The organism is Silvibacterium dinghuense (genome assembly GCF_004123295.1).
In the GTDB taxonomy this organism is placed as follows: Bacteria; Acidobacteriota; Terriglobia; order Terriglobales; family Acidobacteriaceae; genus Silvibacterium; species Silvibacterium dinghuense.
The window spans coordinates 1312207-1326183 of the sequence record NZ_SDMK01000001.1 but is presented as its reverse complement, the minus strand read 5'-3'; the positions used below and the strand labels follow the sequence as shown (position 1 = coordinate 1326183).

12 protein-coding genes are annotated in these 13977 nt (G+C 63.0%); 4 read left to right on the top strand and 8 right to left on the bottom strand.

Annotation, left to right across the window (positions count from 1 at the left end; translation table 11 throughout):
- Positions 1-144: 144 nt before the first annotated feature.
- Positions 145-546, top strand: a complete 402-nt coding sequence (locus ESZ00_RS05215; RefSeq protein WP_229740970.1) for an SRPBCC family protein — start codon at positions 145-147, stop codon at positions 544-546.
- 242 nt (positions 547-788) lie between these two features.
- Here ESZ00_RS05215 and guaA read toward each other — a convergent pair whose 3' ends face one another.
- The 6 genes from guaA to ESZ00_RS05185 form a co-directional block, all read right to left on the bottom strand.
- On the bottom strand, positions 789-2342 hold the full coding sequence (gene guaA, locus ESZ00_RS05210) for a glutamine-hydrolyzing GMP synthase (RefSeq protein WP_129207088.1): 1554 nt from the start codon (positions 2340-2342) through the stop codon (positions 789-791).
- Between the two features lie 123 nt (positions 2343-2465).
- Complete coding sequence (locus tag ESZ00_RS05205; protein ID WP_129207087.1) at positions 2466-2756, bottom strand: GIY-YIG nuclease family protein; 291 nt, start codon at positions 2754-2756, stop codon at positions 2466-2468.
- A 219-nt stretch (positions 2757-2975) separates the two neighbouring features.
- Positions 2976-3815 (bottom strand): hypothetical protein, encoded by an 840-nt coding sequence (locus ESZ00_RS05200; protein ID WP_129207086.1) that lies wholly within the window; start codon positions 3813-3815, stop codon positions 2976-2978.
- Between the two features lie 573 nt (positions 3816-4388).
- Positions 4389-7022 carry a leucine--tRNA ligase gene (gene leuS / locus ESZ00_RS05195; protein ID WP_129207085.1) on the bottom strand — a complete coding sequence of 878 codons (2634 nt, stop codon included), beginning with the start codon at positions 7020-7022 and terminating at the stop codon, positions 4389-4391.
- A gap of 298 nt (positions 7023-7320) precedes the next feature.
- Positions 7321-8109, bottom strand: coding sequence for a hypothetical protein (locus ESZ00_RS05190; RefSeq protein ID WP_129207084.1), 789 nt, complete (start codon positions 8107-8109; stop codon positions 7321-7323).
- 224 nt (positions 8110-8333) lie between these two features.
- Complete coding sequence (locus tag ESZ00_RS05185; RefSeq protein WP_129207083.1) at positions 8334-9191, bottom strand: deoxyribonuclease IV; 858 nt, start codon at positions 9189-9191, stop codon at positions 8334-8336.
- Between the two features lie 97 nt (positions 9192-9288).
- On the opposite strand from ESZ00_RS05185, the gene nagA reads away from it, so the two are divergent.
- From nagA to ESZ00_RS05170, 3 genes are all read left to right on the top strand, one after another.
- Complete coding sequence (gene nagA / locus ESZ00_RS05180; RefSeq protein ID WP_129207082.1) at positions 9289-10440, top strand: N-acetylglucosamine-6-phosphate deacetylase; 1152 nt, start codon at positions 9289-9291, stop codon at positions 10438-10440.
- Between the two features lie 132 nt (positions 10441-10572).
- A complete protein-coding gene (gene tmpT, locus ESZ00_RS05175) occupies positions 10573-11214 on the top strand; it encodes a thiopurine S-methyltransferase (RefSeq protein ID WP_129207081.1) in 642 nt (213 codons plus the stop codon).
- A 96-nt stretch (positions 11215-11310) separates the two neighbouring features.
- Positions 11311-12498: a dipeptidase gene (locus tag ESZ00_RS05170; RefSeq protein WP_129207080.1), complete on the top strand. Its 1188-nt coding sequence runs from the start codon at positions 11311-11313 to the stop codon at positions 12496-12498.
- A gap of 65 nt (positions 12499-12563) precedes the next feature.
- Here ESZ00_RS05170 and ESZ00_RS05165 read toward each other — a convergent pair whose 3' ends face one another.
- The gene (locus ESZ00_RS05165) at positions 12564-12893 is read right to left on the bottom strand and encodes a TfoX/Sxy family protein (RefSeq protein ID WP_129207079.1); all 330 of its coding nucleotides are present in this window, start codon (positions 12891-12893) and stop codon (positions 12564-12566) included.
- Positions 12894-13050: 157 nt separating this feature from the next.
- Positions 13051-13977, bottom strand: a complete 927-nt coding sequence (locus ESZ00_RS05160; protein ID WP_129207078.1) for an N-acetylglucosamine kinase — start codon at positions 13975-13977, stop codon at positions 13051-13053.

The following is a 13977-nucleotide window of genomic DNA, read 5'->3' as shown; positions in this document are numbered from 1 at the left end:
GTGGGTGATGCGGGTTTGAGGAAGGATAACAAAGGATCTTGCGAGAAGCGGCGTATCCTTTGCTTGTGTATGGTCACGATAGAGCAGAGCACGCTAATTCATGCACCGGTTGAGCGGTGTTTTGACCTTTCCAGGAGCATCGACGTGCATGTGCGCAGTGCGGAAGGCTCTGGAGAAGCGGCGGTTGCTGGAATTACTTCAGGGCTAATTAACCTTGGAGAGCAGGTGACGTGGCGTGCCCGGCATTTCGGAGTCTGGCAGGAGTTGACCAGCAAGATTACGCAGTATGAGCGTCCTGACTACTTTCAGGACACGATGCTGCGCGGAGCGTTTCGCTCTTTCCAGCACGACCATTATTTCCAGCAGGAAAATTTGGGCGCCACCATGATGACGGACGTCCTCCGGTTCGAAGTCCCTTTTGCGATTGCGGGCAGTATGGCCGAGATCTTTCTGCGGCCTTATCTTGCGCGGTTCTTGCGTGAGCGGAACGCTGTTCTGAAGAAAGTAGCTGAAGGAGAAGAGTGGAAGCAGTATCTCTTGTATTGATCAGGTGCAGAGATTCGATGAGGTGGTGATTCACTCGAGCTGTGTTGGCTTGGATCCTTACTCTTGTTCTGTGGAGATCGCAGAATTGCAGGTTCCTCCACTGCTCTCACGTCGTTCGCTTCGGTCGGGATGACAATCGGAAATGGAAAGGCGCGCCGAAGCGCGCCTTTCTTATGCAGCGAGGATGCCGGCTTGCGACCAGCGGGAGCAGAGGCCGAAGGCCCAACGCTCGTGACGGCAAGTCACTCCCATTCGATGGTGCCGGGTGGCTTCGAGGTGATGTCGTAGACCACGCGGTTGATGCCGGAGATTTCGTTCACGATGCGGCTGGAGATGGTTTTGAGCACCTCGTACGGCAGCGGCACCCAGTCCGCGGTCATGCCGTCTTCCGAGTGCACGGCGCGGATGGCGCAGGTGTAGGCGTAGGTGCGCTGGTCGCCCATCACGCCCACGCTCTTGACCGGCAGCAGCACGGCGAACGATTGCCAGATCTGCTGATAGAGGCCCGCCTTCTTGATCTCGGTAACGACGATGTCGTCGGCTTCCTGCAGCAGCGCCACGCGCTCGGGTGTGACTTCGCCGAGGATGCGGACGGCAAGGCCGGGGCCGGGGAAGGGCTGGCGCTCGAGGATGTCGCTGGGCATGCCGAGGTCGCGGCCGATGCGGCGGACTTCGTCCTTGAAGAGATCGCGCAGCGGCTCGATGAGCTTGAGCTTCATGTCCTCGGGCAGGCCACCCACGTTGTGATGGCTCTTGATGGTCTGCGACGGGCCTTTAACCGATGACGACTCGATCACATCGGGATAGAGCGTGCCCTGGACGAGCCAGGCCACTTCATCGGTACCTTCCTTGAAGATGCGCGAGGCTTCGTCGTCGAATACTTCGATGAACTCGCGGCCGATGGTCTTGCGCTTGGTCTCGGGATCGGTGACGCCGGCTAGCTTCGAGAGGAAGCGGCCGCTGGCGTCGACGGCAACGAGGTTGAGGCCGAGCTTCGAGCGCAGGTTCTCTTGCACCTTGAAGAACTCGTTCTTGCGCAGCACGCCGTTGTCTACGAAGACGCAAGTGAGGCGGTCGCCGATGGCCTTGTGCACGAGCACGGCTGCCACCGACGAATCGACACCGCCCGAGAGTGCGCAGATGGCGCGGCCGTTGCCGACCTTCTCGCGGATGGCGGCGACGGTGGTCTCGATGAAGTGCTTCGGGGTCCAATCGGCTTTGGCGTGGCAGAGGTTGAAGACGAAGTTGCGCAGCAGCGTGGCGCCCTGCCTGGTGTGGTGCACCTCGGGGTGGAACTGCACGGCCCAGATGCGGCGCTCGGGGTTCGCGATGCCGGCGACGGCGTTATCCGTCTTCGCCGTAAGATGGAAGCCCGGGGGCAGCTCGATGGCGCTGTCTCCGTGCGACATCCAGACGGTGAGATCGGCGGTCATGTCGGCAAAGAGCGGCAGCTCCTGGTCGACGACCGAGACTTCGGCGTGGCCATACTCGTGCTTGTCCGACTTGACGACTTTGCCGCCAAGGTGGTGGGTGATGTATTGCAGGCCGTAGCAGATGCCAAGCGTCGGCAGGCCGAGCTCGAGCACCTTGGGGTCGGCCGGGGGCGCGTCGGCGTCATACACCGAGCAGGGGCCGCCGGAGAGGATCAGGCCGAGCGGCTTATAGGCCTGGATCTCTTCAATAGAGGCGGTGCAGGGCAGCACCACGGAGAAGACGTTCTGCTCGCGGATACGACGCGCGATGAGCTGCGTGTACTGCGAACCGAAATCGAGGATGACGATCGAGGAAGTGTCCACTCTTCAGTTTACTTTGTCATCGCTTTTAGTGACTCGGGGATCGAGAATTTCGTTTCCCGAGCGTTCATCTTTTACTTTGTCATTCCGATCGGAGCGTAGCGCAGTGGAGGAACCCGCAGTGCTCTATCTCTGCCACGATTCACTGAGATCGGTCCACGAAGGGTTCATTCGAGTAATCAATGCCAGTTTTTTCTCTCTTCGCCAGCGCTTAATTTGTGTTTCGCGGTCGATGGCATTGCGGACGTCCTCAAAGGCTTCAAACCAGACGAGTCTGGTGCAGTGGTATTTAGAACTAAAACCTTCGAAAATCCCGTTCTGATGTTCGTAGGTTCTTTTTTCAAGATTGCCTGTGACTCCGCAATAGAGTACCCGCGTTCGGCTTGCGATGAGGTAGACGAAATAGCAACGGCTCATCACTGGCTATCCTCGATATGGCATCTTCTACTGAAACCATACTCGCTTCGCCAGTTACGAAGGTGATATGCCGACTTGAAGGGCACTGCAGGTTCCTCCACTTCGCTTCGCTCCGGTCGGAATGACAGGGTTTTCATCGGGAATCCCACTGTCTGAACAAGATCTGTCATTCCGGCCGCGCAGTGGGGGAGCCTGCAGTTTTGCTTTGTCGCGGGGCGTTCAGCTCCGCGGCGTGGAGTCCGGAACGGTAAACACCCGCCAAAGCTCCAGAAACGCCACCAGCCGCGCCACCTGGAAGAAATCCGCGGCGACGCAGTAGGCGAGGGTGACGGCGGCCCACCATATCCAGAGCGCCGGGCCGGTCATATCCGAGGAAAAGGGCAGAGGAGTGGCGGAGAAGACCGTGGCCAGCACCACGAGGATCACCTTGACGATGCCCATGATGAAGTTGACCTCGACCAGCTTGCCCTTGAGCGGGCCCAGGCGCAGGCTGCGCTTGAGGGCGGCGGTAATGCCGCGGTCCTCGAGCAACACCAGAAGTGGCGCAATCGAAAAGACCCAGCTGGCCAGCGCCCAGGCGACAAAAACTCCCAGTGAGAGGCAGACCACCAGCGCGAAGTAGCCGACGATGTTCGGCTCGCCGTCTGTCGGGACGTTAAGCGTGGCGGATGCGGCCCAGTGAATGCCGGCGAACCAGATCCAGACTGAGACAGCCAGCGCGGCCGCGCGGAGCAGTTGCAGCGCGGCGAGCGTTTCCCAGCGATTCGGCAGGGTGGGATCGTAGCGGCGCAGGACGGCATTGCGTCCGATCCCCGAGGCAACGGCCCAGGCGGCCATGGCCAGCGGTGCAAACCAGCCGAGGAACTGGACGATGGGCGGGGCGACGGCGGCGTAGAGGTTCGCCGCGATGGTCGCGGCCTGCGTGGGGTCAGTAAGGGTGAAGTCGCTGAGGCCTGCGGCGATCTGCGTGGATGCGACGCGGTAGATGCGCCAGGCCTCCCAGCCGAGGATCAGGGTGAGCGGCAGGCCGAAACTCCATCGCCAGAGCAGCTCGAGCAAGAGGAGAGAGGGCCGGCGGCGGCACTCCCCGAGCACGTGAACAAAGGATTGCGTGCCTCGGACTGCGCTCTGGACGGGGATCGCGGAACCGCCTTTTCGGAGACATACGGTGATCCCACGTCTCAAAAGAGAGACGTGGGGCACCCGGAGTCATTATCTCAGCCAATTCGCTTTCTTATCCTGCAAACCCACATCTCAAACAGAACGAGAGGTGGGCATCCGGGCTTCTTATCTGAAATAACTTTGCGATCTTCGCGGAACTTGGCGTTCTTCGCGCGAACCGGGGATACGTGTAGAGGTTCGGAAACGCTCGATCACGGCTCACTTCAAGGGTTTTCGGAGACCCACCCATGACCGACTGCGCGTCATGGGTGGGGCACCCGGATTTTACTTGCCCCACTCACGCCAGAACCAGACTTGCATGGGCCACCGTTGCGTCCTGCAAGCCCACGTCTCAACATCGAGACGTGGGGCACCCGCATCTTCGCTTGCGGAGGGAACTGCAGGTCCCTCCGCTTCGGTCGGGATGACACCATGCGGGAGGGGTGAGGGAACTACACCCTGCACCCTTGCTTACTTAACGACCAGGTTCACCATCTTATTGGGAACGATGATGACCTTGGCTACCGTGCGTCCGGCGAGCGAGGCCTGCACCTTTTCATCGGCCAGGGCGACATCGCGCAGGGTTTCCTGCGAGGCTCCGGCGGCTACGCGGATCACCGAGCGCAGCTTGCCGTTGATCTGGACGGGGATCTCGGCTTCATCTTCGCGGGCCAGCGCTTCGTCGTACTTAGGCCAGCTCACGCGCAGGATCGCTCCGCTCTCGCCCAGCTGCTCCCAGAGCTCGCAGGCGAGATAAGGGGCGAAGGGCGCGAGCAGCAGGACCAGCTTTTCGAGCGCGTCGCGAAGCACGGCATCGGACACTTCGCCTGCGGCAATCGCCGGTTCGGCTGCGTAGAGGGCGTTGACCAGCTCCATGATGGCGGCGATGCAGGTGTTGAAGTGCCAGCGGCCGGCGAAGTCCTCGGTGATCTTGCGAATGGTCTGGTGCAGCTTGCGCTGGATGGCCTGCGCGGCGGGCGTGGTGGCCGTTGCGTCGCCTCCGCGGGCGGCGCGGGCGCGCTCGGCATACTGCATCACCAGGCGATAGACGCGGCCCAGGAAGCGGCTGACGCCGGCTACGCCGTTCTCCTGCCAGTCGAGATCGCGGTCGGGAGGCGCGGCGAAGAGCGCGTAGGCGCGCGTGGCATCGGCGCCGTAGCGGCCGATCATCTCGTCGGGCGAGATGACGTTGCCCTTGGACTTCGACATCTTCGCGCCGTCCTTGATGACCATGCCCTGGGTGAAGAGTCGCTCGGCGGGCTCGCTGTTTTTGATGAGGCCGAGGTCGCGCATCACTTTGGTCCAGAAGCGCGAGTAGATCAGGTGCAGGATGGCGTGCTCGACGCCGCCGATGTACTGGTCGATGGGAAACCAGTAGTCGACCGCGTTCGAATCGAAGGGCGCTGTCGCGTCCTTCGCGCTGGTGTAGCGGTAGAAGTACCAGCTCGAGTCGACGAAGGTGTCCATGGTGTCGGTCTCGCGCCGGGCCGGGCCGCCGCACTTCGGGCAGGTGGTGTTCAGGAACTCGGGTACGTGGCTGAGCGGCGAGCCGTTCTGCTGGGTGATGGCGATGTTCTCGGGCAGCAGCACGGGGAGCTGATCGTCAGGAACAGGAACAATCCCGTCCTTCGCGCAGTAGATCATCGGGATGGGCGTGCCCCAGTAGCGCTGGCGGCTGACGCCCCAGTCCTTGAGGCGGAAGGTGACCTTGGCGCGGCCGAATCCATGCTCGTCGGCGAAGGCGGCCATCTTGTGCTGCGCTTCTTCGTTGCCCAGGGTGTTGAACTCGCCGGAGTTGATGAGCAGGCTGTCCTCGGCGGTGTAGGGGAGCATGGGCTCCTCTTCTTTGCCGGTGCTCGGATCAGTCACCCGGCGCGGCAGGATGACGATGCGGACTTCGAGGCCGTACTTCTGCGCGAACTCGTAATCGCGCTCGTCGTGCGCGGGCACGGACATGATGGCGCCGGTGCCGTAGTCGGCCAGGATGTAGTTGGCTACCCAGATGGGCAGGCGCTCGCCGCTGAAGGGGTTCACCGCGTAGTGGCCGGTGAAGACGCCGTGCTTCTCGATATTGCCGATGTCGCCGACCTCGCGGGCCAGCGCCTGCTGCGCGATGAGGTTCTCGACCGACGCGGCGAGCTCGGCGTCCGCGGCGGCGAACTGCTTCGCAACCGGGTGCTCGGGCGCGAGCTGTACGCTGGTGGCGCCGTAGATGGTGTCGATGCGCGTGGTGAAGACGGTGATTTTTTCCTGGAGCAGCTTCACGCCTTCGAGCGCAGGCAGCACGGACGTGCCTTTGCGCGGTTCATCACCGGGCGCGCTCGATGCGTCCTCGATGCCGAACTCGACCTCCGCGCCTTCGCTGCGGCCGATCCAGTTGCGCTGCATGGTGCGCACCTTCTCGGGCCAGCCTTCGAGCTGGTCGAGGCCGTCGACGAGCTCCTGCGCGTAGTTGGTGATGCGGAAGAACCACTGCTCGAGGTCGCGCTGCTCGACCAGCTGGTCCTCGTGCCGCCAGCAATAGCCGTTGATGACCTGCTCATTGGCGAGCACCGTCGCGCACTGCGGGCACCAGTTCACCTTGCTCTGCTTGCGATAGGCCAGGCCCTTCTCATACATGCGCAGGAAGAACCACTGGTTCCAGCGATAGTAATCGGGCAGGCAGGTGGTGACTTCGTTCTGCCAGTCATAGCTCAGGCCGAGGCGCGCCATCTGCTCCTTCATGGCGGCGATGTTCGAGAGCGTCCACTCGCGCGGCGGGGTGTTGTTCTTGATGGCGGCGTTCTCGGCCGGCAGGCCGAAGGCGTCCCAGCCCATGGGATGCAGGACGTTGTAGCCGTTCATCCACTGGTAGCGGGCCAGCGCGTCGCCGATGGAGTAGTTGCGGACGTGGCCCATGTGCAGCTTGCCCGAAGGGTAGGGCAGCATCTCGAGCACGTAGTACTTGGGCTTGCCGCTGGCGGCGGGCTCAATGGCATAGAGTTCGGTATCTGCGGCCCAGCGCTCCTGCCAGCGAGGCTCGATCTCGGCAGGGTTATAGCGGGTTTCGCGGCTGGTTTCCTCCGCCTGGGGGGCGGTTTCCGGGGTGTTTCCGATGTCAGACATGTCAGGTCTGATTGTACTGCTGCGCGCAGGGCGAATCGCCTTCGGCCACTGCTCCCGCTGGTCGCAAATTGGGTCCTTTGTGGTGGAGACGAACCCGGGTGCCCCATCCAGGACGGCCTCATTGTCATGGGTGGGTCTCACAAGAATCCGAAAGAAAGCCACCAAACCGGGTGCCCCACATCTCGTTCCGTTCGAGATGTGGGTTCGCAGAATGAAGGATCGCGACCAAAGGGAGCGGAAGGCGAAGGCAAAAGACAGCACGAAGTGCCTCTAGCGTCTGAGCGGTGGACCGCCCAAACTACTCCGGGCACGAAACCGGGTGGAGCACCTCGGTCTTGATCTCGTAATCCGCGGGCGGCTGAAACAGAGCCGGATCCGGATCGCCGAGCTTCAAATTGGTGACCTCCCGGGTCGAGGTTCCGGAGCGTGGGTCTTCGGTGACGGATTTGAGGGGCAGGTTAAGGTTCTTCGCCGTCCAGCTCTCCGTATGAATGACCAGGGGCTTATCGTTGCCGTCCGCTTCCGCCGGGATGATCCGCGTAAATCGGACCCCCGTAGCTTCGACGCCATCCATGGTCTTGATGCCAAGATCCTCTCGCGGCTGGGGTGCGCCCGCCGAGGCAAGAACGGTCGCTCGCGGCGTGGGAGGCACCTTCCCTTCGAAGTCCCAGCGTATTCGTCCCGTTTCTGTCGCCCAGCATCCGTGACGCTGATCCTGCTGCGGCTCATGCAGGAGCGTGACGACCTTCTTGTCCGAACTCCAGGTAAGAGTCGTCCCCGCTGCGGGGTCGCTGACGTGGTAGGCAGTGATCGCGAGACCGCCCGGCAGCCCTGTATCGACCGCGGTGTAGGAGCGGCTGCGGGAGTCGATCGCCAAAGTCTCATGGGTGACGTGGGTGATCGTTGTGCCATCGGGCAGTGTCTGGACCCGCGTCATTTTGATCTCGGCGGTGTAGGGCTGGCGCGGGCCGGCGGGTGCCGCGCCGCTGCCGAAGGCACTGAGCGTCTGATTGATTTGGACTTGCGCGCGCAGCTCGCCAGGGGTCGGAAGAAGAAGGAGAACGAACAGCAGGCGGCGAACTGCCATGCGCATAGCGCACCTCCGGAGATGGAGCCCGACGAAGCGCTCCCATCTTATCCCAATTGGGTAGTATCGCCGCGTGAAAGGCTCATACTCCTCCGCAAGGCCGGGTGGTCCACCCAAGCAACAGAAGCCTGGGTGCGCCACCGTCGGGGTGGGTACCTTCCCGTCCAAGCAGAGCTTGGACGGGGCACCCGCATCACTCGATACTTCTATCCCCCTGAGCCCTGCTACTCCACCAGCGCCTTCAGAGCATCGAGGTTCTTTCGGTCGTCATCCGGCTCGTCGACCGGGGTTTCGGCGATGAAGGCGGCGTGGGCGAAGCGCTTCTCGTTGAGCAGGCGGCGGAAGGGCTCGAGGCCCATGGTGCCCTGGCCGATATTTTCGTGGCGGTCGAGCTTCGAGCCCAGCGCGGCCTTGGCGTCATTCATGTGCCAGACGCGGACGTTGTCGAAGCCAATGGTGTTCCCGATCAGGCCCATGGTCTCGGCGTAGCCGCCTTCGCTGACCAGATCGTAGCCGGCGACGTGCGAGTGGCAGGTATCGAGGCAGGCGCCGACGGGGACGACCTTTTTGAGCCGGGCGATGAGCTCGGCGACCTGCTCGAAGCTGCCGCCGAGCGAAAACTCGGCTCCAGCCGTGTTTTCAATGAGGATGCGGAAGTTGGAGCTGTCGAAGGCGATGCCCTCGGTGGCCGCGGCAATGGATTCGGCGGCCAGCTCCAGGCCCTGGTCGCGGGTGAGGCCGCGCCAGGAGCCGGGATGGAGAACAAGATACTCGGCGCCGAGCGCGAGCGCCCGCTCGACCTCGCCGCGAAAGGCGGCGATGGATTTCTGGCGGGTTTCGTCGGACTGGCTGCAGAGATTGACGAGGTAGCTGGTGTGGATGACCAGCGGCGCGCAGTCGTAGAGCGCGCAGAGGCGGTGCATCTCTTCACAATCTTTTGGCGCGATGCGGGTGGGGCGCCACATCCGCGGGCTGGATGAGAAAATCTGAAAAGTGTTTGCGCCGATCTCATGGGCGCGCTCGGCGGCCTTGAAAACGCCGCCGGAAGTGGAGAGGTGGATGCCGATACGACGAGACTTCATCTCCTAGCAGTGTAAGGTTTTTTAAGACGCGATTTTTCCGGCGCCTTGCAGCGCCGGTGCGATAGCTGGGAGCGCTCTGGCTCCGGAGAGATGAAGCATGCAGACAGTGATTACGGCCTCGCGGCTGATTGCCGCGGAAGAGGTGATTGAGAACCCGGTTGTCGTGGTGGAAGACGGTGTCGTGACTCGGATTGCCACGCGCGGTGAGGCAGCGCTGCCGGAAGGCGAGCATGTGGACTTTGCCGGCTGTACCCTGGCGCCAGGGCTCTTCGATGTCCATATCCATGGCAGCGTGGGGCACGACATCATGGAGGCGACGCCGGAGGCATTCGGGAAGATCGGCAGCTTCCTCGCCGCGCGCGGCGTGACCAGCTACCTGCCGACAACGGTGACCGCGCCGCTCGATACGACGCTGCGCTCGCTCGAAGGGCTGGTGAAGTTCATGGGCTCGACCGAGTATGGCGCGAAGCCTCTGGGCATCCACCTGGAAGGGCCGTTTCTCTCGCCGCACAAGAAGGGTGCGCACGCGGCGCACCAGTTGCTGGAGCCGACGGTGACGATGTTCGACCGCTTCTGGCAGGCGGCCGAGGGGCATATTCGCCTCATGACCATCGCTCCGGAGTTGCCCGGCGCGCTCGAGGTCATCGAGCACGCGACGAAGCTGGGCGTACGCATCAGCATGGGGCACAGCGATGCCAATTCCGAGCAGGCGGCGAAGGGCACGGCCGCGGGCGCGGTCTCTGCGACGCACACTTACAACGCGATGCGCGCCTTCGATCATCGCAGCCCGGGGCTGCTGGGCGAGGTGCTGTCCAACGATCATCTCTACGGCGAGCTGATCTGCGACGGTCTGCACGTGGCGCCGCAGGCAGTGAAGATCTACTGGAAGTGCAAGGGGCCGGAGAAGGCGATTCTCATCACCGATGCGATGGCGGCCACCGGCATGCCCGACGGCAACTACAAGCTGGGCGAGCTCGATGTGCGGGTGAAGGACGGCGTCTGCCTCATCGGAGAAAACACCCTCGCCGGCAGCACGCTTACGCTCGATCACGCGGTCAGAAACTTTGCCGCGTTCACCGGAGCTCCGCTGACGGAGGTAGCCAAGCTGGCCAGCCGCAACCCGGCGCGCATGACGGGCTTCGCCGATCAGGTAGGCACGCTGGCCGCAGGCCGCAGCGCGGATATGACGGTGCTGAACGCGAAGAACGAAGTGGTGGGGACGATTCTGCGCGGGCAGGTGCGAGGGTAAGCGTGTTATCCCACGTCTCATCATCGAGACATGGGGCGCCCGGAGTTGCCAGGTGTGAGTCCCCAGTCCCCAGTGACTGAAAACTGACAACTGGGGACTGACAACGAAGGGGCTGGGTGGGGGAACAGAGACATGCAGGAAGCATTCTGGCAGGACCGGTGGAAGAACAACCAGATCGGGTTCCATACCCCACAGGCAAATCCGTTGCTGGTGCGGCATTTTGGACAGCTCCAGATGCCGGCGCCTGCGCGTGTCTTTATCCCGCTGTGCGGCAAGAGCCTGGACATGCACTGGCTGCTGAGCCAGGGCCATCGCGTGGCCGGCGCGGAGCTGAGCCCGATCGCCGTAGCGCAGTTCTTTGAGGAGCTTGGGCGTGAGCCGCGTGTCACGGCCATGGGTTCCTTGCAGCGTTATGACGCGGAAGGCGTCTCCATCTTCCAGGGCAGCATCTTCGACCTGACTCCGGAGATGCTGGGCCCGGTGGATATGGTCTATGACCGCGCCGCTCTGGTGGCTTTTCCCGAAGAGATGCGCGACCGCTATGTACCGCACCTGCTGCGACTGACGGACTCGGCTCCGCAACTGCTCATCTGCTTCGAGTACGACCAGGTTTGCGACGACGGGCCTCCCTTCTCCGTAGACGAGACAGAGGTGCGGCGGCTTTATCCGGCGGCTGCCGAGCAGCGGCTGCTCGAACGGCAGGAGGTTGCGGGTGGTCTGAAGGGAAAATGCCCGGCAATGGAAGCGGTGTGGAGACTTCGGCCGGAGTTTTGACGTCCATCTTCAGACTGCTGTCGAATCTGGGCGGCGGATGAAAGAGCACGGACCCATTCCGGCGCATTCCGAATTGTTCGGAAGGAAGAGATTTCGATGACAGCACGCTCTGGCCGCTCCCGGCGGCAGTTTCTCTCTACCGTGGCCATGACCGCCGGAGCTGCGATGACGCTCGGCCAGCGTTGGGCCTGGGCTGCGGATGCGGCCGGCGAGGGGGTTGACCCGCGGGTGAGCAGGACTGTCGCGAAGACCCTCGGTATCGATACGCACAACCACATCGATGTGCCCATGACTGCGGACGAGGTGCCCGGCCCGGATATCGATCTCTCCGGTGAGATGAAGCGGTCAGGGCTTACGGCCATCTGCATGACCTTTGCGACCGACTATCAGCAGGGCAATGCCTATGAGCGCTTCAAGAATGCCATGGCTTCGATGGATCGCCAGCTGGAGCGCAATGGCATGAAGCGGTCTCTCACTCCGGACGACGTTCATGCCGCGCACAGGAAGCATCAGCCGACCGTGATTCAGTCGGTCGAGGGCGCACACTTTCTCGAAGGGCACCTGGATCGGGTGGAAGAGGCCTATCATCGCGGGCTGCGTCACTTCGGGCTGCTGCATGACAGCGACGCTACGCCGCCGCTGGGAGATGTCTACACGAGGCCCCCGCAATACGGCGGTTTGACGCCGTTCGGTGTCGATGTCGTCCGGGAATGCAACCGGCTGGGCATGCTCATTGACTTGGCCCATGCCGACATGAAGACGACGCAGGATGCGCTCAAGATCTCGACGAAGCCCATGGTCATCTCGCACACCGGACCTGACTGGCGGCTGGGCAACGATCCACGCATGGCGCAGATGATGCGGCCGCGGCTCATCAGCAAGGAACAGGCCAAGGCTGTTGCGAGTGCCGGAGGCGCGGTCGGTGTGTGGACGCATCTTGCCGATACCCCGCTAGACTATGCGAAGAACCTGCACGCCCTGGCCGATGTGATCGGCGTCGATCACGTGTGCATCGGCACGGATACGAAGCTCACGCCGCCCACCCCATGGCATGGCGGTCCTCCGCCGGGTACTCCTCATCCGGATGGCCCGCATGCTGGTGGTCCTCCTGGTGGTCCGTCGCAGGTTGGGCAGCGTACGAACCTTGCCTGGGCGGATCAGAAGACCGGCTTCTACTATGCCGTCGTCGACGCGATGCTGAAGGTCGGATTCGCGACAGACGAGATTGGCAAGATTGGCAGCGGGAATTATCTGCGCATTTTCAGCGCCGTGGTTGGAGAGTAGATCCCGAAGAGAGCCGGCATGCTTCCATGGCATGCCGGTCTCTCCGGCTTGCGCTCTTCGGAGAATTACTTCTTGGGCAGGGTGCGGGTGAAGGCGATGGCCGCTTCCATGAGTCGCTGGAAGGTTGCGTCGTCGGCGTAGGCCTCCGGCAGGGCGCGCACGTAGCCGGACATGCGCCGTCCGCGCGAGACCATGGGCGCCACTCCGGGAAGGGCAAGCGCCCAGGCCTCATTGTCGCGGCCGATGCGCAGCATCAGGCTGCCGGTGCGGGCTCCGCAGAGAAGATTGCCGTGAAGCAGGTACGCCCATCCGCCGAACATGGCCTTCTCGGTAAGGCCGGGTGGTTCGCCGAGAACGCTGTGGATGAGTTCTTCGAGTCCAGGATCACGGGGCATGGATCAGTTCTCCTCCGGCAGGGTCGCGCTGTCGATGACCAGTTTTTCTATGGTGCCTGTTCTCTTGCTCCGCTGCAGGACTGCCTCCGAAGTCCTCTTTCCGGAGGCGCCTTCGTGGAGAGGTGCGACGGCTCCTGCTGATTGCCAGAGTCCACTTTTAGACCGCCGGAGCGACCGCAAGCTGGCGGGCGCGCCATAGAGCTCCGCGGATGGCGTCGGAGACTTCATTCGCAATGGGTGCGGTGGGCAGCTCGCGGCGGATGGTGGCGATTACGCTTTCTCGCATCGGCGCGATGCGCTCGAAGATGCTGCCGATGAAGGCAATGCCGGGCTCTTTCGCCTTGGGCTCGAGAGCGCGGACGCGGCGGTGCGCCTCAAGCGCATCTTCGCCCAGGAGGCGTCCGCCTTCGGCGAGGATGCGGGCTGCGACGGCATCTCCTTCGAGCGCGCAGGCGAGCACGATCGGAGCGAGCTTGGAAAAATCAGGCGGCGGTGTGGCGTTGGCGATATTCACGACGTCGCCGACGGTAGCCGCTCCCCAGAATGCGCGGACGCGGTCGAGCAGCAGCGTCGGCTGGCTGAAGTCGAGGGCGTGAAAGGCGGCGCGGAGAGCCTGGTGGCCGATCCAGTGGCCAGACCCCTGATCGCCGAGGGCCGGGCCCCAGCCGCCGACATGGATCAGCTCGCCGGTGGAGGTCCGGCCGAGAGTGTTCGAGCCGGTGCCGGCGATCATGAGCACGCCTGCCTGGCCGGGGAAGACGCCGTCGAGCGCGACTTCTTCGTCGCCGACGATGGTGATCTCGCCGCCGGCGTGAGGCTGGAGAATGTCGCGCATCCACTGCTGGGTCTGGGGCAGGCGAACGCCTGCGGTGCCGATGCAGGACGCGGTGACCTGACGCAGATCGACGCCGGACTGCGCGGCGATCTCTGCCAGAAGGGCGCGCATGTTTTCCGCGGCTTCCTCGAAGGTTACGCGGAGGGGCTTGATGCTGCCGCCGGTAAGGCGGAGGAGCTCGCGGTGGTCATCGCCCAGAGCGCAGGTGGTCTTGGTGCCGCCTGCATCGAATCCCAGAAAAAAAGCCAT